Origin of the sequence: Nesterenkonia alkaliphila (assembly GCF_009758175.1) — a bacterium.
Taxonomy (GTDB): Bacteria; Actinomycetota; Actinomycetes; order Actinomycetales; family Micrococcaceae; genus Nesterenkonia; species Nesterenkonia alkaliphila.
In genome coordinates this window covers 47,084-69,327 of sequence record NZ_WRPM01000080.1, presented here as the reverse complement: position 1 = coordinate 69,327, position 22,244 = coordinate 47,084, and the positions used below count along the sequence as shown (strand labels likewise).

The window sequence follows — 22,244 nt, the reverse complement described above, 5'->3', positions numbered from 1 at the left end:
AGAACGAGCCATACCTCATTCTACAACCCAACCGCTTAACTATTTACGAGACACACCACTAGCAGATCGGGTAGGCCATCAGCACCACAGGAGCGACAGCCCCGTGGACTTCGAAGAGGACTTTGAACGAGTTGTCCGCTCGGTCTTCGACGGCGCCCTCACCGACCACATACTCGACGGCGGAGCGTACAGGAGCTTCCCCGGAACCTTCTTTGAAGCGAAAGAGTTGGGAACACGCCTCGCCTACGAACTCTTCAAGGGTCGCCCGTCAGACATGTGGATCTACACCTGCCCTCTGGCCTGGTCAGAATGGTTCTGCGGCATCGTTTGGGATCGTACATTCGTTGTTATCGACACTCTGGAGGGAACCATTTCACTCCACTGCAGCACCACCAGCGATTGAACGCCCACCCCGAACCGGACATATGCGCTTAGCCTGTCAGAGCTCTCCGATAGGGTGATGACCAACACCTGATGAGGGCAGCTGAGGGGAAGGAGGCCGCCGGTGCCGCAGAGCAATTTCGCGTTCATCGCCACCGAATGGCCGCAGATCTACGAATATGCCCTGCGCGCTGAGGAGTACATCTTCTCCGACCCCAAGGCTGCCGGGGTCTACGCCCGCAATGCTGCTGAGGAGCTCGTCTACTACATCTTCGCGCTCAAGCAGCTGCGCCAGCCGCAGGACAACAACCTGGCCGGCCACCTGCAGGACCCGGATTTCTCCGCGCTGGCACCCCGGGCCATCCGGCAGAAGATCGACCTGCTGCGCAAACGCGGCAACCGGGCCGCCCACCCCGGCCACAAGATCACCACCCAGGACGCGCATGCCGCCGTCACCGATCTGCACCACGTGCTGATCTGGGCCGCCCACACCTTCTCTACCCAGCCGGACACCATTCCACTCGACGCGGAGTTCGACCCGAAGATCGCCACCTCCCGCACCCCAATGCGGCACGAGGAACTGCGCAAGCTCGCAGTCAAAGTCCAGCAGGAACACGAAGAGTTTCAGCGCAAACTCGAAGAGTCCGCAGCAGCCTCCCGCGCCAAGGATGAGGAGATCGCTCGCCTCCAAACCCAGTTGGCCGCAGCGCAGGCGGCCAAGACCACAGAGTTCCACCGTGACCTGGACGAGGCCACCACCCGTACCGAGCTCATCGACGAAATGCTTGCAGAAGCCGGCTGGGTCATCACCAAGGAGCACACCGCCGGAGGCGCGCAGGAGGAGGTTCCTCTGCGCGGACCCGACGGCGAGACTCGCTACGCCGACTATGTGCTGTGGGACGACGACGGCACCCCGCTGGCGGTGATCGAAGCCAAGCGCACCAGCCGGTCGGAGTCCCAGGGCCAGGAGCAGGCGCTGCTGTATGCCGAAGCCCTCGAAGCCCAATACGGAGTCCGCCCGATCATCTTCTGCACCAACGGGCTGAGCACTCTCCTCTGGGAAGAGTCCGCAGGCTACCCGCCCCGCCCTGTGCTCTCCTTCCTGACCAAAGACGAACTGCAGTGGCGGCACCACACCACCCGGCGGCGTCGTCCCCTCTCTGACCAGCCTGTGAAGAGCCAGATCGTGGACCGCCCGTACCAAGAGCGGGTCATCCGCTCAGTCGGGGAGACCTTCAGCGCCAAGCACCGGGCGGCCCTGCTGGTCATGGCCACCGGAACCGGCAAGACTCGCACCGTCATCGCGCTGGTGGAGCAGATGCTGCAGGCCGGGTGGGTCAAGCGGGTGCTGTTCCTGGCCGACCGAAAAGCTCTGGTGCGGCAGGCCGTCAACGCCTTCCGGGACCACCTTCCCGAACAGCCGCCGGTCAACCTGCTGGAGGAGAAGGACCCGGACGGGCGGATCTATGTCTCCACCTATCCGACCATGCTCAATCAGATCGAGCAGTATCGCCAGGACGGTTCCCGGCTCTACGGGCCCGGATTCTTCGATCTGGTGATCGTGGACGAGGCGCACCGCTCGGTGTACCAGAAGTACCGTTCCATCTTCGAGTGGTTCGACTCCGTGCTGCTGGGCCTGACCGCCACTCCGGTGGATCAGGTGGACCGCAACACCTACCAGCTCTTCGGCCAGCAGCCCGGGGTGCCCACCGATGCCTATTCCCTGGATGAGGCCATTGCTGATGGCTACCTGGTGCCGGCCCGCGGGCTGAGTATCGGCACCGAATTCCTCAGCCGCGGGGTCCGCTATGACGAGCTCTCCGAGGAGGAGAAGGACACCTGGGACCAGCTGGAGTGGGATGAGGACGGGGAGATTCCCGACCAGGTGGCCGCCTCGGAGATGAACCGGCGCCTTTTCAACACCGACACTGTGGATAAGGTGCTGGCCGAGCTGTTCGAGCACGGCATCAAAGTCGCCGGTGGGGATGTGCTGGGCAAAACCATCATCTTTGCCATCAACCAGAGGCACGCGGACTTCATCGACCAGCGTTTCAACCTGCAGTACCCGGAGCATGCCGGCCGCTTCGCGCGAGTGATCACCAGCAAGATGGAGCACAGCCAGCGGCTCATTGATGCATTCGGCAGCAGGCAGCCGGTCAGCGAGCCGCAGATCGCCATCACCGTGGACATGCTGGATACCGGGATCGATGTGCCTGAGGTGGTCAACCTGGTGTTCTTCAAACAGGTGTTCTCGAAGACCAAGTTCTGGCAGATGGTCGGCCGAGGCACTCGAAAACGGCCGGAGCTGTTCGGCCCCGGTGCGCCCAAGACCGAGTTCCTGATCTTGGATGCCGGCGGGAACCTTGAGTTCTTCAACGCTGATGTTCCTGAGCCGGAGCGCACCCGGCCCAAGTCGCTGAGCGAACGCCTGTTCCAGCGGCGGCTGGAGCTGCTGACCGCACTGGACACACACGAGTCCGGAGGCACACCTGACCTGCTGCACCACAAGGTACCGATGAAGTACGACGACGCCGGGCACTCCCCTGCCAGCTTCCGGGCCGATCTGGTCCACTCTGCCCGGGTACACGTGGCCGGGATGAATCCGCAGAACGTGCAGGTGCGTCCCCACCGCGCCCTGGTGGAACGGTTCTCAGAACCCGAGGCCTGGGAGAAGCTGACACATCAGGAGGCTCTGGAGCTTGCCGAGCGGCTGGGTCGCCTCCCCTCGGAGTCTCTGAAGGAGGCGGAGGAGGCCAAGAGCTTCGACCTCACGGTGCTTCGGGCTCAGCTGGCCCAAGTGACAGGGGATGGCCCAACCCTTGCTGTGCAGCGGAATCGGGTGCAGGACATCGCCGAGAGCCTGCTGGCCAAAACTCATGTCCCGGAGGTGAAGGCTCAGGCCGCCCTGCTGGAAGAGATCCGGGAGGACACCTGGTGGGAGCAGGTCACCTACCTGATGCTCGAAACCGTGCGGCGCAGGCTCCGTGGGCTGACTGGCTTCGCGGACAAGACCCGGTGGAAGCCGGTGCAGACCGACTTTGAGGACACCCTGCTCACAGCTGAGGAAGTGGCGCTGCGACCCATCACTCCCGGCACTGATCCTGCTCAGTTCAGGCTCCGGGCAGAGCGTTTCCTGCGGCAGAACGTGGACAACCTGGCTGTGCAGAAGCTGCGGCACAATAAGCAGCTCACCGAGCAGGATCTCCGTTCGCTGGAACAGCTGCTGGTCGAAGCAGGCCTCGGTACCCGCGAGGATATCCGGGCCGTCACTGAGGATGCTCAGGGGCTCGGCGTGTTCATCCGCTCCCTGGTGGGGTTGGACCAAGCCGCCGCCCAGGCAGCCTTCGCCGGCTTTACCCAGGACACCAACTTCACGGCTGATCAGCTGCATTTCATCAACCAGATCATCGGTTACCTCACCGCCAATGGCGTGATGGAGCCTGCTCAGCTGTTCGACTCCCCGTTCAGCGACTACGGCCAGGCCGACCAAATTATCGGCGAAGAGGGGCTTGCCGAGGTGGTGGACATCCTCAGCGAGATCAGGAACCGGGCACAGCCCCCGTCCACGGACCCATCCCAGGAGGAGACCGCGTGACCACTAGCCCCTACTTCCCCGATGGGCGGAGCAACTGGGAGCGACTGCAGGCCGGGGACTGGTACCAGGCCGATGAGGAGATCCTGCAACGGGCATTCGCCGCCCAGCGGATGTCCGCCGAGTACAGCAGGCTCATCCAGCAGGGCCAGTACGACGACGCCGCGGCACTGCTGCCGGAGCTGATCGGGAACCTCGGTGCCGAGGTCGCCATCAGGGCACCGCTGATGGTGGACTATGGCGGACATATCTCCATCGGCGACCGTACGTTCATCAACACCGGGCTGGTGGCACTCGATGTCGCGCCCATCAGCATCGGCGCGGATTGTCAGCTCGGCCCGAACGTTCAGCTGCTGACCCCCATCCACCCCCTGGAGCCGGTGCCCCGCCGGGAGAAATGGGAGTCCGCCCGGCCGATCACCCTGGGCGATAACGTCTGGCTCGGCGGCGGCGTCATCGTCTGCCCCGGGGTGAGCATCGGAGAGAACTCGGTGATCGGTGCCGGCGCGGTGGTCACCAAGGACGTTCCGGCCAATGTGGTCGCAGTCGGCAACCCGGCACGGGTGATCAAGCAGCTGGGCTGACCACCCTTATTCGGTGGCGCCGATGATGAACATCCACTCCACGCCGAACTTGTCTTTGAGCTGACCAAACTTGTCGTTGGGATCCCAGGGGGCGGCCTCCAGGGGGATGGAGATCTCCGATTCAGCGGAGAATTTCTCCCACCAGTGGGCAAGTCTGGTGCTCTCTTCCGGATCGTCGTCGCTGGAGGTCAGCGAGATGGTGCCCAAACCGTTGGAGGCCTGGCCGGGAAAGAGGTCGGCGGCCATGATGTGGGCGCCGCGTTCCAAGTAGAGCGAACTGTGCATGATCCGGTCCTTGGTGTCCCCCTCCTCCCCCATGCCCTCACCGTAGGTGAGCAGGTCCAGTTCCCCGCCGAAGACTGAGGCGTAGTAGCTCATCGCCTCACGTGCGGTGCCGTCGAACATCAGGTAGGGGGTGAATCCAAGTGCCATGCTGAAGACCTTCCGTGTGCCGTGAATGGATAGGCTCATTCTGCGCCCGGCACTCCCCGGCTGGGAATGCCCGCGGTCCCGAAACCTGGTGAATTTCTGGTGAACTGAGGGCACCCCTGCAGGTATGAGCTACACCTTGGCCTCGATCTTCAGCGCTGAGACCAGGTTGCGGTAGAGCTCGGTGCTCTCCAGCAGCTGTTGGTGGGTTCCCCGGCCGATGATCCGCCCGGAGTCCATCACCAGAATCTGGTCAGCCTCGATCACAGTGGAGAGCCGGTGGGCGATAGTCACCACCGCGGCCTGTTCGGCGACCTCGGCGATGGTCTGCTGAATGGCTGCCTCGGTGATCCCGTCCACCTGCGCAGTAGCCTCGTCCAGCAGCAGAACTCGCGGCCGGGCCAGCAGGGCCCGAGCCAGGGCGATGCGCTGCCGCTGCCCGCCGGAGACATTAGTCTCGGTCAGCTTCGTATCCAGCCCCTCGGGCAGCTCGGCGATCTTCTCCGCCAGCTGCAGCCGCTCCAGGATCGCCGCGATCTCATCCTCCCCGGCCTCCGGGTTGGAGAAGATCAGGTTCTCCCGGATGGTGCCGGGCACCACAGGGGTCTCCTGCTCCACATAGGCGAAGGCCTGCCGCACCTGGGCGTGGTCGAGCTCTGCATAGTCCCGCCCGGCCAGACGGATGTTCCCGGAGGTCGGCTCCAGGAACCGCATCATCAGGTTCAGCAGAGTGGTCTTGCCCGCCCCGGAGGAACCCACCAGGGCGATATGACCCCGCTGGGGCACCTGGAAACTGATCGTCTCCACCGCCGGATCCGCATCCGCAGAGTAGCGGGCGGTGACCTCTTGGAACTCGAGCAGCGCGGCGGAGGCTGCGGGTGTCTGCCCTGCGACCTCGTCGCTTCGCTCAGTGCCGGCGGCGGTGAGCCGGGCCTCGGCGGCCTGGACGTCGGCGTCGTCGCGGGTCTCGGCGAGCACCCGGACATCGGCACCCTCTGCCTCGACCTCCATCTCCTCGATCTGGGCGATGCGGCCGGCAGCTGCCATACCGGACTGCAGGGTGGTGAGGTTCTGGGTCAGCTCCATCAGCGGCCCGGTCAGTCCCCAGACGTAGAGCAGGAAGGCCACCAGGGCCGAGACTGTCATCTCCCCGGTGGAGACCCGGTAGGCACCGAAGGCCAGCACCATGATCACCGCACCATCGAGCCCCACCCCGGCCACAGTCCACGCCCCGGCCTGGATCCGCACTGACTTCATGCTGTAACGACGGGACTCAGCCACATGGTGCATCAGTGAGCGGAATCGCCGCGGTTCGGCGGAGGAGGACTTCACAGTCTTGATCGCCCGCACCGTGCCCTCCAGCTCGGAGCCGAGGTCACTGAGCGCGGCCTGGGCCTTCTCCTCCACCTTGGAGATCTGCGGCATCAGGACTGCGAAGATCAGGAACACAACGACGACGGCAGCCAGAGTGGTGCCCAGCAGCACCAGGTCCAGCCGGGCCATCAGTACCAGGGAGCCGATGATCATGATCGTCCCGTTGATCAGCCCGATGATCGAGGATGAGGCCGCCTGGTTCAGCAGCACGGTGTCGCTGGTGACGCGGGTGACCAGCTCCCCGGGACCGCGGGAGAGCAGGGCGAAGACCCGGGAGCCCAGGTAGCGCAGCATCATCCGTTTGCGCGCGTCGTAGACGATGTCTTCAGCCAGTCGCCCCAGCATTACCCACTGGAACCAGCCGACCACTGCACCCAGGATGAGCAGGCCCACCAGGACCAGGACGGGGTCGCGCAGCGAACCGCCGATGGCCAGGGTGTCAAGCACCCATTTGGTGACCATCGGACTGGCCAGGCCCATCGCGGAGACTGCCAGGGAGAGCACCAGGCCGAGGGCCAGGATGTGCACATAGGGCCTGGCAAAGGACCAGAGAATACGTACCCGAGCTGAGGTCGGCGTGATTGTCTCCTGTTCCACAGACTCAGGAACGTTTGATTCAGTCATAGCCACTATTGAGACACCTATGTCTCATTTTTGTCAACTAGTGGGTTGTAGTGGAAGCTTCCAGTATCCTTATGGAATGCCCGAGCACACCCCAACTGCCGAACGCACCCGCCGCGCCATCCTGGAAGCCGGCATCGAGGTGCTTGCCTCTAATCCCGGCGCTCCGCTCGCCGAGATAGCGGAGAGGGCGGGGGTCTCACGGAGTACCTTTCACCGGTACTTCAGTGACAGGAACACTCTGAAGAAGGCCGCCGGAGAGCTGGCCGTGGAGGCCTGGCACAACGCCGTAGCCCGCGCCCGGCTCAGCGAGGGGACCGGACTGGAGGCCTACCGCAGGCTCTGCACCGAACTGATGGACAGCCTCCCGGCCCTGGTCTGGTGGATGACAGTCGACGGCTCCGAGGAGGCGCCTGAGGACCACTCAGAGGGCGAGGAGACCGACCGGCAGATCGCCGCCATGCTGCGGCGCGGGCACGAGGACGGCAGCATCGACCCCCAGCTGAGCATCGACTGGATCAGCAATTCCGTCTGGGCCATGCTCTATGCGGTCTACTTCATCCCGATTGAGAGCGGGGATAAGCTAGGGCCCTTCGAGGCCCGTCAGCAGGCCTTACGCACCCTGCTCAAGGCCGCTGCCGCCGACCCCTCCTCGATCTGACTGACGGCTCCACTGGAGCTCCGCGCCTAGCCGACTGTTCCAGTCTCGGGAACCCCTGAGCCTCGCTGTGCGGGTTCAACTGCCGGTTGCCCAGGCGAGTGCTGCCTCGTCTTCGCTGGGGCTGAAGACTTTGGTCTCCGCACCGGGAAGAAGCTTCTCGCCCGCTGTGGTCGCCTTCTCGACCCAATCGGCTGTGGCGACCACTGCGATCCGGGCGAACTGATCCAGGTTGCCGAGATTCTTCAGCGAGAACTTAGTGTCCTCCAGCACCGCCCCGGCGGTCATGGAATCAAGGTCAGCCAAGTTGATGTACATGGAGACCTGCTCATGCTCTTCCAGCGCCTCCCCCACGGCCGCAGTCACGTTCTCCCACTCTTGTTTATCGACTTCTCCGCTGACCCGGATGGCAACAACGTGATCTGGTGACTGCAGTATCTCGATCATTCTGTACTCCCCTGTGTTGGTCGTGGCACCGTCTGCCGATTGCTCGATACTTCCTATCGTCCTGTCCTGTCCTGAATCAGGTCATAGATCAGGCCGATGCTAGGGACGATAGTGGCGTGTCCCGGTATGACGCAATGGTCCTGAACAGCGTCAACGCGCTGTTCACCTGTACCCGAGACCACCCTCAGCGAGCGACCTTCTTGGGGAAGATCACAGCAGCCAACCACAGAGCCACGGCGATGAACCCGGCACACCAGAGGATCCCGATCCACCACTCACTGCCGGGGCTCTGACCGTTGAGCAGGGAGCGGGAGGCATCGATGATCGGAGTCATCGGTTGGTGACCGGCGAAGCCCTGGAGCCAGCTGGGCATGGTTTCCACCGGGGCGAATCCCGAAGACACGTAGGGCAGGAAGAGCAGGATGAACCCGTAGCCACTGGCAGCCTCTGCTGATCCGGCCACCATGCCCAGTACTGCGAAAACCACAGTGATCACCAGAATCCACAGGGCAATCAGTCCCACCGCACCCAAGAATTGCCCCACTGAGGCATCGGTGCGGAAGCCCAGTGCAAAGGCCACAGCGACCACCACCGCGGTGGCAAGCATATTCCGAACCATGGAAGAGACCGTGTGACCCATCAGCACCGTCACAGCGGGGAACGGCATAGTGCGCAGCCGGTTCATGAACCCAGTGGTCATGTCATTGGAGACCACTACCGCTGTATAGGAGGCCCCGAACCCTGCGGCGGTCAGGGCAATCGCCGGAAGCACATAGGCCAGATAGTCCCCGCGGTCCCCGCCTTGACCGGCGGCGATGGACTCTCCGAAGATGAAGGTGAAGATCAGCATGAGCATCAGCGGCAGCAGGATCGCCATCAGCACTGACTCGCCGTCTCTGAACGAGTGCTTCAGGCTCCGGGCGCTGAATATCTTCAGCCCGGTGGCCGCACTGGCTCCGCCCATGGGGCCGGCAGCCGGGGTGGGCGTCGTCGTCATCTGTTCTGCGGTAGGGGCACTCATGCGGGGATACTCTCCTTCTGCTGGTCCTGGGCGGCGGGTTCTCCGGTGAGTTCCAGGAAAACCTCATCCAAGGTGGGTTTGCGCACCGTCACACTGACCTCTGGACGCTCAGCAGCGATGCGCGTCAGCTGCGCGGCGAGGCCCGCGGCGTCTCCCCGGGTGGGCAGAGTCTCCACGATGTGCCCAGCGGCATCATGCAGTTGGATGGTGGAGGCGCCTACCCGGTCCTTGAGCTCGGCAGCGGTGCCCTCGGCGACGATGGACCCGCCGTGGAGCACCATGATTCGCTCGGCGAGCACATCGGCCTCCTCCAGATACTGGGTGGTCAGGAAGATCGAGGTGCCGGCTGCCGCGAGCGCGTTGATCTCGTCCCACAGCGCCTGCCTGCTGCGGGTGTCCAAGCCTGTGGTGGGCTCATCCAGGAAGATCAGCTCCGGGCCGGCGATGAGGCTGGCTGCGATATCCAGCTTGCGGCGCATTCCACCGGAGTAGGTGGCGGCCCGTTTCCCTGCAGCACTGCTCAGCTCGAAGCGCTCCAGTAGAGCATCTGCCCGGCGCTTGGCCTCGCTGCGGGAGAGACCGAAGAGCTGCCCCATCATCAGCATGTTCTCCATGCCGGTGAGCTGGCCATCCACTGCGGCGTACTGGCCGGTCAGTGAAATCAGTCTCTGCAGCTGCCTCCGCTGCTTCTGCGGGTCCCGCCCCAGCACCCGTACACGGCCGGCGTCATAGGGAATCAGCGTGGAGAGAATGTTGACCAGGGTGGTCTTGCCCGCACCATTGGGGCCCAGCAGAGCATGGATGCCCGGCGTCAGGGTGAGGCTGAGGTCGGTGAGGACCTGGTGCTTTCCGTAGCTCTTGGAGAGTCCTGAGATCTCGATGAGCGCATCTTCTGTATATGACATAAACAGAGTATGACACATACTGTTTACTATGTACACACAAGAGGGGTTCGATGACGAGGGACGCCGTGACGATGAGAGAATGCACAGCATGGCTGACACCACAGAGACCGGGCTTCCGCGAGCAGTGGCCATTGCCTGGGGCATGCAGGAGGTGCCGCAGCGCGGGCCCAACCGCGGGCTGAGCCATGAGAGGATCGTGGCCGCCGCCATCGAGATCGCCGATGCCGAGGGCTTGAGCGCAGTCACCATGCAGGCGGTGGCTAAATCGCTGGGCTTCACTACCATGTCCCTCTACCGCTACGTCTCCAGCAAGGAGGAGCTGCTGCAGCTGATGCAGGATGCGGCGGTGATCAGCCCGGAGAAGCTCAAGCTGCCGCCAACCTGGCAGGAGGCCCTGCGCGCCTGGGCAGGGTGGATCCGCGAGGCCTACCGTGCTCATCCCTGGGTGCTTCAACTGCCCCGCGGCCAGGTTGCGGTACTGATGCCGAACTCGGTACGTGCCGCCGACCTGGGCCTGCAGGCCCTGAGGGACCTGCCGCTGAGTCATTTCGAGAAGGTCGGCATCATTCTGGTGGTCTCTCAGCATGTGGCCGCCACTGTGGAACTGGAGCAGAATCTGGCCGCTGAAGGAGAGGTCAGGATCACCGCCGAAGGAGTCGAGGTGCTCAAGGAGGTCATCACCGCCGAGCGCTTCCCTCATCTGGTGCCGGTGATGGAGGCAGGGGGCTATGTGGCCGGCGCCCCCGAGGCCGACCGGCAGGATGAAGGCGTGGACCCGGAGTACGATCTGGGCCTAGACCTGATCATCGCCGGCTTGGAGCGGCGGATCCCATTGGGCAGCTGAACTGGCCGTGCAGCTAAACCGGCCGTGCGGCTGAACTTCCCGAGGCTACGTAGACTGGCTGAATGACACATGCAGCCGGCAGCTTCGAGTCCGCACTGACCGCGATCGCCGAACTGGCCGATAATGACAGGTTCTCCGGGGTGGTCCTCCTCCGCCGGGGTGGCCAGGTGCTGACCGAGCAGGCCTACGGGGTGGCCAGCCGCCGGTGGAACATTCCGGTGAAGACTACCACCCGGTTCGACACCGCCTCGATCACCAAGCTGTTCACCGCAGTGGTGGTGCTTCAACAGGTCGATGCCGGACAGCTGGGCTTAGAAGACCGCATCCATGACCACGTGGACCTCACCGGAACCAGCATCCCCGAGGAGGTGACCCTCCACCATCTGCTCAGCCACACCTCGGGCATCGCTGATGACGCAGACGAGGAGGCTGGTGAATCCTATGAGGCGCTCTGGGCCCAGAGGCCGAACTACTCGGTCACTGAGACCAAGGACTTCCTTCCCCAGTTCGTACACAAGGAGCCGGTGTTCACCCCCGGGGCTGCCTGCCGCTACAACAATGTGGGGTATGTGCTGCTGGGACTGGCGCTGGAGAAGGTCACCGGGCGCAGCTACCGGCAGGTGGTGGAACAGCACATCTTTGCCGCCGCTGGGATGAGCGCTTCAGGCTTCTTCCACATGGCCGATGCGGAGCCGGATACCGCCGAGGGCTGGGATCCAGTGGAGGACGACGACGAGACCATCACCGGATGGCGCCAGAACATCTACTCCTACCCTCCCCTCGGCTCCCCTGACGGCGGCGCGCACAGCACCGCCGCAGACCTGGTGAAGTTCCTCGAGGCAGTGCAGTCGGGCAGGCTGCTGAGTGCAGAGTCCACAGAACGATTCCTCAGCCCGCAGGCGCTGCACCACAGCATGGAGGAGCCGGACTCGCCTCAGGACACCCACCAGCTGCACTACGCCTACGGACTGGAGATTGAACACGATGCCGCCGGAGAGGTCCGCTCCTTCTACAAGGACGGAATAAATGCCGGGGCCAGTGGGATCCTGCGCCACTACCCGCGCCTGGAGCTGAGCGTAGTGGTGCTGGCCAACAGCGAGGACGGCGCCTGGGAACCTATTGGGCTTCTCGACGAAGCTGCCGCTCAGCTGTTCTGAGCTCAGCGGCCCGTTCGGCCACCTCCGCAGGAGCACTGCGTTTGGCCAGGGTGCGGTCAATCAGCCAGAGGAAGCAGGCTATCAGGATGAAGGCCGCCAGGATTGCGCCGATGTAGATGCTCACTCCGGCATAACCCATCCCGGGGACATCCAGAATGTTGTAGGGATACCAGTCCAAGATGGGGCCGCGAATCAGGGTGACTGCCAGCCAGAGCAGCGGGATCACCACCGAGCCGGCTACCGCCTTCAGGCTCAGCCGCCCGTGCGGCCCGAAGACCAGCCACACCAGGGGAACCAGCACCGGCAGGATCACATGCAGCATCCGGTCGTTGAACAGCCAGACTCCGAGCATGCGGCCTTCGGCGCGCAGCAGCAGGTTGAACACCAGCCCAGTGATCACAATCTGCACCACGGAGGCCAGCCGAACTGCGTGGAAGAAGGTGGAGCGGCGGTCCGGGCGCAGCGCCAGCATCACTGAGGTGATCATCACCAGCAGGGCCGAGAGGAACGTGAAGTAGGCGGGCTGGTTGAGCAGATGCTCCCAACCTGCCGAGAACCCCCCGGAATAGGCCACACCGATGGGCAGGGTGGACTCCACGGTCCAGCCCAAGTAGAGCGAGGTGGCCAGTCCCGAGGCGCTCAGCAGCGCCACGACAGCATGGCTGATCCGTGCCGCTGCTGAGTGCTGCCGAGTCCGTGCATTCACCTGGTGGATACTCAGCTGCTGGGCATTCTTCTGCTCAGTAGTCACAGTGCCAATTATCCCCTGATCCCAAGGGCTCAGATAAAGACTTCCACCTCGCCGGCCTCACGCAGCTCATCGATATAGGACATGATGGCCTCGTTCTCCTTCTGCTGACTGAGCTGGCCTTCCAGGTCGTCTCGCATGTCCTCCAGCTCAGGAATCTCAGGCTCCTCGGCACCCTCCGTGCCGTCCATCATCTCGGCCTGGGCCACATAGTCCTCGTAGGCCTGCTCGACCTCCTCCTCGGTGGGCTCCTCGACCTCGAGCTCCTCGATGAGCTGCTCGATAGCCAATTCAGCGGCAATGTCCTCCCGGAGCTCATCCTCGGCGATGCCCTGCTCCTCGGCCAGCTCCATCAGGTCATCGACGGTCTCCATGCCGTTCTGCTCAGCCATGGTCTCGAGGGCCTCATCGACCTGCTCCTCACTGGCCTGGTACCCGGAGGCCTCTGCCTCCTGCTGCAGCAGCTCCATGCCCACAAGGTTCTCCACGGTCTGCTCCTGCAGTGCCTCCTCGTCCACCGGTTCACCGGTCATCTGGACCATCATGGCTTGCTGCATGTACTGGGACTCGTAGAGCTGACTGTAGTCATCCCCGGAGATCTCCTCGCCGTTGACCTCGGCGACAACCTCAGGAACGTCCTCAAGGTCAGGCTCGGGCATCTCCATCTCCTCGCCCGGGGCCTGGTCATCCTGGCCCTCCTCGGACACCTGCTGCTCCTCGGCGGCGTCGTTCTCCTCGGGGGCATCATCCTCCCCGTTGTCGCAGCCTGCCAGACCGAACAGCAGGGCTGCGGCAGCTAATGAGGTGATGAGCTTTTTCTTGGTGGTCTTCTGCATGTCCGGCAGGGTAGCAGTCCCAACACAACACGGTGCCCAGGCGATAATCAGCGGCGTTCCAGCCGGGCCACCGGCTGCAGGCGATCCCTACGCCGGTGGTACCGCCTGCAGCGGGTGCCTACTCCTTATTGAGCTTGTCCTGAACGGTTCCGGCGGCCTTCTCCATCACGTTTGGCATATCGGTAGTGCCATAGAAGCGAGCGTCTGGACGGGTCGGCGGGGGCATTGGCACACCCTCGGGAGGAACCGGGACGTAGGTGAATTCACCGATCCCGTCCGGCGCCGGCCCCGATGCCCAGGGGCCTGAGGCCATCTCCTCGCCGTCGGAGAAATTAATGGCCTGGTAGGAGACTTCTTGATGCTCCTTGCTCTGGGGGAAGTTGCTGGGCACCGGCACCTCTTCCAGACCACTCTCCTGGAGCTCCTGGGCGGCAGCCAACCACTGGTTCTGGTGGTGGGTATCCCGGGCCAGCAGAAACGAGAGCAGATCACGAACCCCGTGATCATCGGTCATGTGATAGAGCCGAGCCACCTGGATCCGGCCCTGCATCTCAGCGTTGATGTTGGAGGTGAAATCGGCCAGGAGGTTTCCGCTGGCGGTGACATAGCCTGCATTCCACGGATTGCCGTTGCTGTCCACCGGCCGTGCCCCGGCACCGGCAGCAATAGCCTCCTGCACATCGGTGCCGCCGATCACCGCAGCGACTGTCGGGTCATCCTGAAGGGCGTCTTCGGTGATGCCTAAAGGGGCCTTTTCAAGCAACTGCGCCACCATGGTGGCAAGCATCTCCACATGGCCGAACTCCTCAGCTGCGGTGCTGAAGAGCAGGTCCCGGTACTTTCCCGGAATATGGGCGTTCCAGGCCTGGAAGCTGTACTGCATGGCTACTGTGATCTCCCCGTACTGGCCACCGATCACCTCTTGCAACTTCCTGGCGTAGACGGCGTCTGGTTTTTCCGGGGTGGCGTGGTACTGCAGGGTCTGTTTATGCATCAGCCCCGAACATTGCACTCCTAAGGGATGTGAGGGCTCCTCATCGGTCACGATGTGACGGCAAGGGGCATGGCGGTTTCGGTGATCAGCGCAGGTGCGCACAGTCGAACCGGCCAGAACGCTCAGCTCCCGGGAGGCCGTGGTGTTCCTACCAGCACTCTCACGCTACTGGCGCAGAGGCCTACCCACAACCCTTCTGACCTGGGAAAATGCATAGTCTTTGCTGGGTGCCGAGGTCTGGGTTCAGCCCTGGGTGTGGTGGTGTCGAATGCGTTCGATGCCCTGGGCGACCACCGCGGAACCTGGTGCCAGGGAGAGCCGGATCCATTCGTGACCGTTGACCGGGTCGAAGTCGGTTCCTGGCACCACCGCCACCCCGGCCTGGTGAAGCAAGGCTCGGGCATAGCCTGCTGCGTCCTGGTGACGCTGCAGATGTTCCCCAAGATGTGCGTAGACGTAGAAGGCGCCGTCCGCGGGTGCGCTCTGGCCCCAGCCCAGTTCCGGCAGTGCGTCCAGCACCAGAGCGCGGGCCTTGGCATAATCCGCCAGCTGAGCTTCGGCGAAGCCCATGGACTCCTGGGTGAAGGCCGCCACGGCGGCGATCTGTGAGCCGTGCGGTGGGCAGAGCGCCACGTTCCCGGCGAGCCTGGCCACCGGGTCCACCAGGTATTCGGGGAGGATGCTCCAGCCCAGCCGCCACCCGGGCATCCCCCAGTACTTGGAGAAGGAGGAGATGACCAGGGCGTCGTCGTCGATTTCTGCGGCACTGACCCCGGGGTGGGCGAAGGTGATTCCGTGGTAGATCTCGTCACTGATCAGCTGGACCCCGTTGTTGCGGCACCAGCTGGTCAGCGCAGCCAGCTGCTCGCGGTCCAACATGGTGCCGGTGGGGTTGGCCGGGGATGCCACCATGAGCCCCTGGATGGGACCGTTGGCGGCCACCTCGGCCTCCAGCTGTTCGGGAGTGGGCTGGAAGCGGACCTCCGGACCACAGTCCAGATCCACCACCTCCACACCCAGACTGGCCAGGATATTCCGATAGGCGGGGTAGCCGGGCCGGGCCAGCGCCACTCTGTCCCCGGGGTCGAATGCAGCCAGGAAGCTGAGCATGAACGCCCCGGAAGAGCCGGTGGTCACCGCGATCCGCTCCACCGGAATCTCCACGCCGTACCAGTTCTGGTAGTGCTCCGCCAGCGCCTGACGAAGCGACATGATCCCGAAGGCCGGCGAATAGTTCAACACAGTGTTCTCAGCGTGCACCCGGGCTGCGGCGGCATTGACCGCCGGCGGCGCCCCGGAGCCGGGCTCCCCCGCGGTGAGCGAGATGATGTCCCGGCCTGCTGAGCGCAGACTTTCAATCTCCGCCAGGATGCTCATCACTTCGAATCCGGGAACAGCAGAGCGCCGTGAAGGTTTCATCCCTCCACCCTATCGGCGCGCTGCGCGCCCAAGGTCCTAAGCTTGGAGCCGATGCGATCACTACCTGCCCTGTTCAGCGCCGGTTGCTGTGCGCTGCTACTAGGCGGATGCGCAGCAGCAGCTGAGGATGAGATCACCGTCTTTGCAGCGGCCTCGCTGCATGAGGTCTTCGAAGAGATCGGTGAGCTCTACACCGAGGAGACCGGCACCAAGGTCCGGTTCAACTTTGCCGGCTCCTCCGGGCTGGTCGAACAGTTGGAGAACGGTGCTCCGGCAGATGTGCTGGCCACTGCCGATGAGGAGACTATGCGGGGCGCCGCCGCCGAGGGACTGGTCTCAGGAGAGGCTGAGGTCTTCGCAGAGAACTATCTGGTGATCGTCACCCCGGCCGGGAACCCTTCGAATGTGGCCTCCATTGAGAGCCTCGAGGACAATGCTGTTGAGACAGTGATCTGTGCTGCCCAGGTGCCTTGTGGTGCCGCCACCGCCCGTGCCGCGGAGGCTTTCGGGGTGCAGATCACCCCGGTCTCTGAGGAGACTTCGGTGACCGATGTGCTGGGCCGGGTGCGCAGCGGGGAGGCTGATGCCGGGCTGGTCTACAACACCGACGCCCGGCAGGGCGTCGGTGAAGTCGAGACCATTGAGATCGAAGGCGCTGAGATGGACCCCAACCGCTACCCACTCACCCTGCTGGAGCGGGCGGACTCCCCCGAGGCAGGCCAGGAGTTTGTGGACTTTGTGCTCAATAACCAGCAGGCCCGGAGGGTTCTGGCCGGGGCTGGCTTCACTGAGCCGCAGGGATCAGCAATGACCTGGGAAAGTGTGGACTGATCATGCTGAACACTGCCAGACGCAGTCTCTCCCGCCCCCCGGCTTGGGTGCTGATTCCTGGGCTGCTGGGAGCGGCGGTCATCCTACTGCCGATGACCGGGATGATGACCCGGTTGAACTGGGCCGAGCTGCCGGGACTACTGAGCTCGGCATCATCATTGGCTGCCCTGCGGCTCTCACTATGGACGGCACTGACCGCCACCCTGCTGTGCCTGCTGCTGGGGGTGCCGCTGGCGCTGCTGCTGGCTCACGCGCGATTCCGCGGACTGGCCCTGCTGCGTTCTCTGGTGCTGCTGCCGCTGGTGCTGCCGCCAGTGGTGGGCGGGCTCGCACTGCTCTACACCTTCGGCCGGCAGGGCCTGCTGGGAGGGGCGTTGGAGGTGCTCGGCGTACAGATCGCCTACTCCTCCATTGCGGTGGTGCTGGCCATGACCTTTGTGTCCATGCCGTTTCTGGTGATCAGCGTGGAGACCGCACTCCGCGGTCTGGACCAGGAAGTGCTCGACGCCGCGGCGGTGGACGGCGCCGGACGAACTCGGCTGCTGCGGCATATTACGCTGCCGCTGATCACTCCGGGCCTGGTATCCGGAGCAGTGCTGGCATTTGCCCGCAGCCTGGGCGAGTTCGGGGCCACGCTGGCTTTCGCCGGCAATCAGCAGGGGGTGACGCGGACGCTGCCGCTTGAGATCTACCTGCAGCGTGAGGCGGATCCCGATGCGGCGATGGCGCTCTCGCTGCTGCTGATCGCAGTGGCGGTGGTGGTGATCTCCCTGGCCTATGGCCGGATGCGGCCGACCGCGGCCTGAAACGTAGGATCAGCCGTCGATCGGCTCCCCGCCACCATCGGGCCCGTCAGGGTGCTCATAGCCCTCCAGAACGAAGATCTCCACCCAGCCGTAGCCATCGGCCAGCTCGACCTCGACCCAGATCCCATCTGCGCGGGCTGCCAGAACCTCACGGCCGCCCAGCAGCACCGTATCCTCGGCGCTCAGCTCCGCTGCGACTTCCCGGTCTTCATCAGCGTCACTGGCCGGTGGCGCTGCGAAAGCCTCGATGGGCTCGCGATCGGCGGCCAGCTCATTGAATCCGATCGGCTCGCCCTCATCGGAGAAGTCGCCGTCCTCGACGAGCTCACCCTGGGTCTCAGGATCGATGTCCTCCTCGGCGATCCGCTCGGCCCCGCCCGGGGGCAGTTCGACATCAGGCTGCTCGCCGTTCTCGCCGTTCTCCGGACCGGGCTCCTCAGTTTCCTCCTCCGTGGGTTCGGGCGCCTCCTCGCCATTGCCGTTTTCACCCTCGGTAGGCTCCTGCTCAGGAGGCTCCTGCTCCTCAGTGGGAGTGGCGATCTCCTCATTCTCCCCGTTGGGTTCTGTGTCCTCCTCCACACCGCATGCGCTCAGCGCCAACAGTGCTGCGGCACTGAAGGTGAGTGGCGTCGTCGTGATCTTCCGTATGTTCTGCATTATTCTTCACCTTCGGTTGGGTGTTCTTTCTTGTGTCCTTTTCTCAGACGCAGAGGCCGTCATCGCTGACTCCGCGGGAGCAGATCTGGGTGCGTTCCACCTGAGCGAGCTGATAGCCGTCATCGTGTTCCTCCACGGTGGCGAAGAGCCGGTACCCGGCCCGGGAGTCGTCCATCATTCCCAGCACGTCCAGCCGGTAGAAGTCCTCACCGTGGTCCTCCGGGGTGCTGACCAGAGTCCAGGAGGCCCCGTATTCCTCGCCGTCCTCCGTGGTGCCCTGCTCGTAGTCATCCGTCATCCGCTCGGCAACGCCCTCTGCGATGAGCTGTGGATCCTCAGCGGGCGGGACCTCATCGACGTACTCCTCGGTGATGTCTTCACCCAAGCCGAAGTAGTACAGGCTTCCATCGGTATTTACTGTGTTCACCCAGCCGTAGCCGTCGGCCAGCTCCACCTCGGTCCAGGAGCCGGGCTGGTGATCCGCGTGACGAACCTCGCGGCCGCCCAAGAGTGCCGCATCGGTGGGCCCGAGCTCACCAACCACCTCGGCCTCCGCGCCAGGCTCTGACCAAACCTCCAGGGGTGCGTCCTCCCCAGAGAGCCCGGCTACCCCGACTTCCTCCCCCTCCTGGGAGAAGTGGCCGCCCTCCTGGATCTCACCATGCACATCGGGCTGGATATCCTCATCGGCCATCCGGTCGGTGCCGCCCGGGGGAAGCTCATCGTCCGGCGGCCCGTCTGTCTCGGCAGGTTCAGTCTCCTCAGGGTCCTTCTCGTCCTCAGGCTCCTCAGTGACCGTCTCAGTCTCGGCGGGCTCCGGGTCGGATTCAGGCTCCAGATCGTCCTCGGGCGCGCAGGCCGCCAGGGCAAGCAGGGCCGCTGAGCTGAGTGCCGTCGTCGTTGTGATGTGGCGTGTGTACCGCATGATCCACCTTGGTCGGGTCCAGCTGTCGTTCTCCACTCTGGGAACCCTGGCTGAACAGAACCTCAGATGAGGGTCACGGCCGGGTCTCGGATCGGAAAAGGTTATGTTTCACCTCTGACCGCGCATGACCCGAAGTGACAAGTACTCTTGACACTCGGTGACAAGTTAAGTTGTCATGGAGTCATGGTTCCCAGGATCGTTGAGAGCACCACGCCGCGAGTGCGCACCCTGCGCCGGGCCCGGGGGCTCACCCAGGCTCAGCTGGCGCAAGCAGTCGGCGTCAGCAGGCAGACCATTGTGTCCCTGGAGCGGGGCGACTATGCCCCCTCGGTGTACCTGGCGCTGCGCATCGGTGCCGAGCTGGGAGCCAGCGTCGAGGAACTCTTCGGCGAAACGGATCACCAGGCCGCACTGGGAACAGGGGGAGCATCATGACCCGCAGGAAGCTCATCGACCGGGCAGCCGAGCAGATGATCGATATCGAACACATCTCCCTCCCCGACGAGCGCGAGCGCTCCGTCTACCTCGAAGCGAAGGCATTCAACGGCGAGCTGACCATCCTGGGCAGCCTCGCCCTGGCGCTGGTGGCCGCAGTCTTCGGCTATCCGGCGGCCACCATAGCGCTCTTCCTCCTCCTGGCGCTCACCGCCGGTTCCACCGGCTGGTACGCCAAACGGCGCGGAGTCGACGAATGGGAGCTGCAGTCCCGCGGCCCGCTGGCCCGGACCCTCACCTGGACCGGTGTCCATCTCGCACTGGGCTTCGGCGCCTGGGCGGCCATGCTGTATCACCTGATCCGCGGCGAGGCGCTGGTGCCTTTCCTCTTCGAGGTGGAGGTGGCCGGCAGGGATCTGCAGAACTTCATGCTCACCACCGGCCTGATAGTGACCGGCATCGGCTTCATCGCCAGCCTGGCGGCGATGGCCGTCATGGTGCTGCACCACCGCCGCCGAGCCCGGCTGCGAGAGGCCGCGGAGGACGAAGAGTGATCAGTTCCCCGGGGCGCTGCCGCCTGCCGGGGCTGGACGGGGCTTGAGCCTGCCGGTGCGGGAGTACCAGACCTCCAGGGGAATGGTCATCAGCGGAGGCACCGCCATCCCCAGCGCCACCACCCACTCCCAGAGCCTCCAGCGGAAGGTGAACCAGGCAATGGTGACCACCCCGCAGAAGACCACGAACGCAATCCCGTGCACCATACCCCAGAACGGCACCGGGTCCTCAGCCTCCGGAACCCCGACGATATGGCGCATGTACATCGCATACAGCAGCCCGGTCCAGGTGATGGCCTCCAGGATGGCCACCACGTGGAAGGCGATCCGCATGAACTTCTGCCAGCCGTAGCTGCCCCGGGCGGGCCTGGGCTGCGGCTGCTGCTGGGGCACCGCAGGGGTGGGGGGCGTCGTCGTCATCTATATCCTTTCCATCCGCCTAGAGCTGTGGACAGTGCCGCATGCTATAGCTCTAGGCAGTCCGAACAGCTCTAGGCATCGCGGCGCGTGGTGTCCCCTCAAGTCTCGGAGGCAGCCAGCTGACCGCAGGCGCCGTCGATCTCTTTGCCGCGGGTATCGCGCAGCGTAGTGGGCACTCCGGCGGCATTGAGCCGGTCGATGAACTCCTGCATCACCTTGGGCTCACTGGAGGTCCACACCGAGTTGGGCGTGGGGTTCAGCGGGATCGGGTTCACATGCACCCAGCCGCGGCCGCGGGCGTTGAGCTTCTCGGCCAGCAGGTCGGCCCGCCAGGGGTGGTCATTCATGTCCTTGATCAGCGCGTACTCAATGCTGACCCGGCGCCCGGTGGTCTCGTAGTAGTAGCGGGCGGCATCGATGGCCTCATCGGCCTTCCACCGGGAGTTGACCGGGATCAGCTCATCGCGCAGCTCATCGTCCGGGGCGTGCAGGCTCAGGGCGAAGGTGATGGGCAGGTTCTCATCGGCCAGCTTCCGGATCGCAGGCACCAGGCCCACGGTGGAGACCGTGATCCCGCGGGCGGACATGCCCAGACCCTCCGGCGCGGGATCGATCATCCGGCGCACCGCGTTCATCACGCGCTTATAGTTGGCCAGCGGCTCGCCCATGCCCATGAAGACCATATTGGAGACCCGCTGCGGGCCTGCCTTCTCACCCTGAGCAGAGGACGACGCCGCCCTGACCGCCTGGGTGCCCGTAGCACCGTCTTTGATCGGGCTCAGTTCCGCTGCCTCACCTTCGGCGAAGTCCGATTCCTCGCCGAGGCCGGCATGGTCGGATTCCTCTCTGACCTCCTCGGCAGTCGGCGGGTCCAATTCTCCGGCGGCTATGGCCCGGTTGGCCTGAACGATCTGGTCCACGATTTCGGCGGTGGACATATTGCGGGTTAGCCCGTTCTGGCCGGTGGCGCAGAAGGGGCAGTTCATCCCGCAGCCGCACTGGCTGGAGATGCACAGGGTGATCCGGCTGCGGTAGCGCATCAGCACCGACTCCACCAGGGCACCGTCGAAGAGCCTCCAGAGGAACTTGATGGTGGCGCCGTCGTCGGTCTTCAGGCGGCGGACCTCGGTGAGCAGCGGGGGCAGGAACTCTGCCACCAACTGCTCGCGGGTCTCGGCGGGCAGATCGGTCATCTGCTCCGGGTCCGAAGTGTAGTGCTGGAAGTAGTGGACGCTGAGCTGTTTGGCGCGGAAGCCGGGCAGGCCCATCTCCTTGGCCCAGGCGATGCGTTCGTCCAGGCTCAGATCGGCCAGATGGGTGGGCGGCTGCTTGACGCGCTTGGACTGGGCGAACTGCAGCTTGGGCCGGCCCTCGGCGTCCACCGCCTGGGTCCAGCCCTCGGCGCGGGGCTTGACCTGGGGGCGGGCAGCAGATGAGCGCGGCGCGGGGGCAGGTTTCTCAGACATCTCTCCCATTGTCCCACGTGCGCAGTTTGCGACGACGAGGCGGCCACCGCCGCACGATATCGTCACCTATTGCGCATATGAGCCCTCAGCAAGAGCCGCCATGGGCAATAGCGCACGAGAACCCGCTGTCATCTCCAAAA

Annotated in this window: 23 protein-coding genes; 10 read left to right on the top strand and 13 right to left on the bottom strand. The window is 64.3% G+C overall.

From position 1 onward, the window contains the following. The first annotated feature begins 103 nt into the window (after positions 1 to 103). From GNZ21_RS11530 to GNZ21_RS11520, 3 genes are all read left to right on the top strand, one after another. Positions 104 to 403, top strand: a complete 300-nt coding sequence (locus GNZ21_RS11530; RefSeq protein ID WP_157324476.1) for a hypothetical protein — start codon at positions 104 to 106, stop codon at positions 401 to 403. 102 nt (positions 404 to 505) lie between these two features. Then, positions 506 to 3,976 carry a DEAD/DEAH box helicase family protein gene (locus GNZ21_RS11525; protein WP_188503686.1) on the top strand — a complete coding sequence of 1,157 codons (3,471 nt, stop codon included), beginning with the start codon at positions 506 to 508 and terminating at the stop codon, positions 3,974 to 3,976. Then, entirely contained in the window at positions 3,973 to 4,557 is a 585-nt protein-coding gene (locus GNZ21_RS11520; protein WP_229659506.1) for a sugar O-acetyltransferase, read from the top strand. Before GNZ21_RS11525 ends, GNZ21_RS11520 begins: the two co-directional genes overlap by 4 nt. A gap of 6 nt (positions 4,558 to 4,563) precedes the next feature. Here the strand turns inward: GNZ21_RS11520 and GNZ21_RS11515 are convergent, their stop codons facing one another. Together GNZ21_RS11515 and GNZ21_RS11510 are read right to left on the bottom strand one after the other, a co-directional pair. Continuing rightward, the gene (locus GNZ21_RS11515; RefSeq protein ID WP_157324473.1) at positions 4,564 to 4,989 is read right to left on the bottom strand and encodes a VOC family protein; all 426 of its coding nucleotides are present in this window, start codon (positions 4,987 to 4,989) and stop codon (positions 4,564 to 4,566) included. A 129-nt stretch (positions 4,990 to 5,118) separates the two neighbouring features. Next, entirely contained in the window at positions 5,119 to 6,984 is a 1,866-nt protein-coding gene (locus tag GNZ21_RS11510; RefSeq protein WP_157324470.1) for an ABC transporter ATP-binding protein, read from the bottom strand. A gap of 76 nt (positions 6,985 to 7,060) precedes the next feature. Between GNZ21_RS11510 and GNZ21_RS11505 the strand changes: the two genes are divergently transcribed. Continuing rightward, positions 7,061 to 7,642: a TetR/AcrR family transcriptional regulator gene (locus GNZ21_RS11505; RefSeq protein WP_157324468.1), complete on the top strand. Its 582-nt coding sequence runs from the start codon at positions 7,061 to 7,063 to the stop codon at positions 7,640 to 7,642. Between the two features lie 75 nt (positions 7,643 to 7,717). On the opposite strand, the gene GNZ21_RS11500 is transcribed toward GNZ21_RS11505, so the two are convergent. The 3 genes from GNZ21_RS11500 to GNZ21_RS11490 all read right to left on the bottom strand — a co-directional run bounded on the left by GNZ21_RS11500 (position 7,718) and on the right by GNZ21_RS11490 (position 10,012). Beyond that, entirely contained in the window at positions 7,718 to 8,086 is a 369-nt protein-coding gene (locus GNZ21_RS11500; RefSeq protein ID WP_157324466.1) for a SpoIIAA family protein, read from the bottom strand. 184 nt (positions 8,087 to 8,270) lie between these two features. Further along, complete coding sequence (locus tag GNZ21_RS11495) at positions 8,271 to 9,107, bottom strand: ABC transporter permease (RefSeq protein WP_157324464.1); 837 nt, start codon at positions 9,105 to 9,107, stop codon at positions 8,271 to 8,273. Further along, positions 9,104 to 10,012 carry an ATP-binding cassette domain-containing protein gene (locus GNZ21_RS11490; protein WP_157324462.1) on the bottom strand — a complete coding sequence of 303 codons (909 nt, stop codon included), beginning with the start codon at positions 10,010 to 10,012 and terminating at the stop codon, positions 9,104 to 9,106. Before GNZ21_RS11490 ends, GNZ21_RS11495 begins: the two co-directional genes overlap by 4 nt. A gap of 88 nt (positions 10,013 to 10,100) precedes the next feature. On the opposite strand from GNZ21_RS11490, the gene GNZ21_RS11485 reads away from it, so the two are divergent. Next, on the top strand, positions 10,101 to 10,856 hold the full coding sequence (locus GNZ21_RS11485) for a TetR/AcrR family transcriptional regulator (protein WP_188503687.1): 756 nt from the start codon (positions 10,101 to 10,103) through the stop codon (positions 10,854 to 10,856). A 62-nt stretch (positions 10,857 to 10,918) separates the two neighbouring features. Continuing rightward, a complete protein-coding gene (locus GNZ21_RS11480; protein WP_157324459.1) occupies positions 10,919 to 12,013 on the top strand; it encodes a serine hydrolase domain-containing protein in 1,095 nt (364 codons plus the stop codon). Here the strand turns inward: GNZ21_RS11480 and GNZ21_RS15980 are convergent. The 4 genes from GNZ21_RS15980 to GNZ21_RS11460 all read right to left on the bottom strand — a co-directional run bounded on the left by GNZ21_RS15980 (position 11,973) and on the right by GNZ21_RS11460 (position 16,010). Further along, on the bottom strand, positions 11,973 to 12,764 hold the full coding sequence (locus tag GNZ21_RS15980) for a Pr6Pr family membrane protein (protein WP_157324458.1): 792 nt from the start codon (positions 12,762 to 12,764) through the stop codon (positions 11,973 to 11,975). The genes GNZ21_RS11480 and GNZ21_RS15980 overlap by 41 nt on opposite strands. 29 nt (positions 12,765 to 12,793) lie before the next feature. Further along, positions 12,794 to 13,597: a SurA N-terminal domain-containing protein gene (locus GNZ21_RS11470; protein WP_157324457.1), complete on the bottom strand. Its 804-nt coding sequence runs from the start codon at positions 13,595 to 13,597 to the stop codon at positions 12,794 to 12,796. Positions 13,598 to 13,715: 118 nt separating this feature from the next. Further along, positions 13,716 to 14,591, bottom strand: a complete 876-nt coding sequence (locus GNZ21_RS11465; RefSeq protein WP_157324456.1) for a manganese catalase — start codon at positions 14,589 to 14,591, stop codon at positions 13,716 to 13,718. A gap of 243 nt (positions 14,592 to 14,834) precedes the next feature. Next, the gene (locus GNZ21_RS11460; RefSeq protein WP_157324455.1) at positions 14,835 to 16,010 is read right to left on the bottom strand and encodes a pyridoxal phosphate-dependent aminotransferase; all 1,176 of its coding nucleotides are present in this window, start codon (positions 16,008 to 16,010) and stop codon (positions 14,835 to 14,837) included. 51 nt (positions 16,011 to 16,061) lie between these two features. On the opposite strand from GNZ21_RS11460, the gene modA reads away from it, so the two are divergent. Continuing rightward, complete coding sequence (gene modA, locus GNZ21_RS11455) at positions 16,062 to 16,841, top strand: molybdate ABC transporter substrate-binding protein (protein WP_157324454.1); 780 nt, start codon at positions 16,062 to 16,064, stop codon at positions 16,839 to 16,841. A gap of 2 nt (positions 16,842 to 16,843) precedes the next feature. After that, positions 16,844 to 17,647, top strand: coding sequence for an ABC transporter permease (locus GNZ21_RS11450; RefSeq protein ID WP_157324453.1), 804 nt, complete (start codon positions 16,844 to 16,846; stop codon positions 17,645 to 17,647). 9 nt (positions 17,648 to 17,656) lie between these two features. Here GNZ21_RS11450 and GNZ21_RS11445 read toward each other — a convergent pair whose 3' ends face one another. After that, positions 17,657 to 18,304, bottom strand: coding sequence for a hypothetical protein (locus GNZ21_RS11445; RefSeq protein ID WP_157324452.1), 648 nt, complete (start codon positions 18,302 to 18,304; stop codon positions 17,657 to 17,659). 43 nt (positions 18,305 to 18,347) lie between these two features. Continuing rightward, complete coding sequence (locus tag GNZ21_RS11440) at positions 18,348 to 19,229, bottom strand: hypothetical protein (protein WP_157324451.1); 882 nt, start codon at positions 19,227 to 19,229, stop codon at positions 18,348 to 18,350. A gap of 183 nt (positions 19,230 to 19,412) precedes the next feature. On the opposite strand from GNZ21_RS11440, the gene GNZ21_RS11435 reads away from it, so the two are divergent. Then, entirely contained in the window at positions 19,413 to 19,664 is a 252-nt protein-coding gene (locus GNZ21_RS11435; RefSeq protein ID WP_157324450.1) for a helix-turn-helix transcriptional regulator, read from the top strand. Continuing rightward, positions 19,661 to 20,218, top strand: a complete 558-nt coding sequence (locus GNZ21_RS11430; RefSeq protein WP_157324449.1) for a hypothetical protein — start codon at positions 19,661 to 19,663, stop codon at positions 20,216 to 20,218. The genes GNZ21_RS11435 and GNZ21_RS11430 overlap by 4 nt, the downstream gene beginning before the upstream one ends. Here the strand turns inward: GNZ21_RS11430 and GNZ21_RS11425 are convergent, their stop codons facing one another. After that, positions 20,219 to 20,638 carry a DUF3817 domain-containing protein gene (locus GNZ21_RS11425; RefSeq protein WP_157324448.1) on the bottom strand — a complete coding sequence of 140 codons (420 nt, stop codon included), beginning with the start codon at positions 20,636 to 20,638 and terminating at the stop codon, positions 20,219 to 20,221. A 98-nt stretch (positions 20,639 to 20,736) separates the two neighbouring features. Beyond that, positions 20,737 to 22,104, bottom strand: a complete 1,368-nt coding sequence (gene rlmN, locus GNZ21_RS11420) for a 23S rRNA (adenine(2503)-C(2))-methyltransferase RlmN (protein WP_157324446.1) — start codon at positions 22,102 to 22,104, stop codon at positions 20,737 to 20,739. Between the last annotated feature and the right edge of the window lie 140 nt (positions 22,105 to 22,244).

What these genes read in the sequence shown, in the direction of transcription:
- GNZ21_RS11500 (WP_157324466.1), bottom strand. Translation starts at nt 8,086, where the DNA reads ATGATCGAGATACTGCAGTCACCAGATCACGTTGTTGCCATCCGGGTC.
- GNZ21_RS11515 (WP_157324473.1), bottom strand. Translation starts at nt 4,989, where the DNA reads ATGGCACTTGGATTCACCCCCTACCTGATGTTCGACGGCACCGCACGT.
- GNZ21_RS11450 (WP_157324453.1), top strand. Translation starts at nt 16,844, where the DNA reads ATGCTGAACACTGCCAGACGCAGTCTCTCCCGCCCCCCGGCTTGGGTG.
- GNZ21_RS11445 (WP_157324452.1), bottom strand. Translation starts at nt 18,304, where the DNA reads ATGCAGAACATACGGAAGATCACGACGACGCCACTCACCTTCAGTGCC.
- GNZ21_RS11490 (WP_157324462.1), bottom strand. Translation starts at nt 10,012, where the DNA reads ATGTCATATACAGAAGATGCGCTCATCGAGATCTCAGGACTCTCCAAG.
- GNZ21_RS11480 (WP_157324459.1), top strand. Translation starts at nt 10,919, where the DNA reads ATGACACATGCAGCCGGCAGCTTCGAGTCCGCACTGACCGCGATCGCC.
- GNZ21_RS11470 (WP_157324457.1), bottom strand. Translation starts at nt 13,597, where the DNA reads ATGCAGAAGACCACCAAGAAAAAGCTCATCACCTCATTAGCTGCCGCA.
- GNZ21_RS11495 (WP_157324464.1), bottom strand. Translation starts at nt 9,107, where the DNA reads ATGAGTGCCCCTACCGCAGAACAGATGACGACGACGCCCACCCCGGCT.
- GNZ21_RS11425 (WP_157324448.1), bottom strand. Translation starts at nt 20,638, where the DNA reads ATGACGACGACGCCCCCCACCCCTGCGGTGCCCCAGCAGCAGCCGCAG.
- GNZ21_RS11485 (WP_188503687.1), top strand. Translation starts at nt 10,101, where the DNA reads ATGGCTGACACCACAGAGACCGGGCTTCCGCGAGCAGTGGCCATTGCC.
- rlmN (WP_157324446.1), bottom strand. Translation starts at nt 22,104, where the DNA reads ATGTCTGAGAAACCTGCCCCCGCGCCGCGCTCATCTGCTGCCCGCCCC.
- modA (WP_157324454.1), top strand. Translation starts at nt 16,062, where the DNA reads ATGCGATCACTACCTGCCCTGTTCAGCGCCGGTTGCTGTGCGCTGCTA.
- GNZ21_RS11435 (WP_157324450.1), top strand. Translation starts at nt 19,413, where the DNA reads ATGGTTCCCAGGATCGTTGAGAGCACCACGCCGCGAGTGCGCACCCTG.
- GNZ21_RS11505 (WP_157324468.1), top strand. Translation starts at nt 7,061, where the DNA reads ATGCCCGAGCACACCCCAACTGCCGAACGCACCCGCCGCGCCATCCTG.
- GNZ21_RS11460 (WP_157324455.1), bottom strand. Translation starts at nt 16,010, where the DNA reads ATGAAACCTTCACGGCGCTCTGCTGTTCCCGGATTCGAAGTGATGAGC.
- GNZ21_RS11465 (WP_157324456.1), bottom strand. Translation starts at nt 14,591, where the DNA reads ATGCATAAACAGACCCTGCAGTACCACGCCACCCCGGAAAAACCAGAC.
- GNZ21_RS11510 (WP_157324470.1), bottom strand. Translation starts at nt 6,984, where the DNA reads ATGACTGAATCAAACGTTCCTGAGTCTGTGGAACAGGAGACAATCACG.
- GNZ21_RS11430 (WP_157324449.1), top strand. Translation starts at nt 19,661, where the DNA reads ATGACCCGCAGGAAGCTCATCGACCGGGCAGCCGAGCAGATGATCGAT.
- GNZ21_RS11440 (WP_157324451.1), bottom strand. Translation starts at nt 19,229, where the DNA reads ATGCGGTACACACGCCACATCACAACGACGACGGCACTCAGCTCAGCG.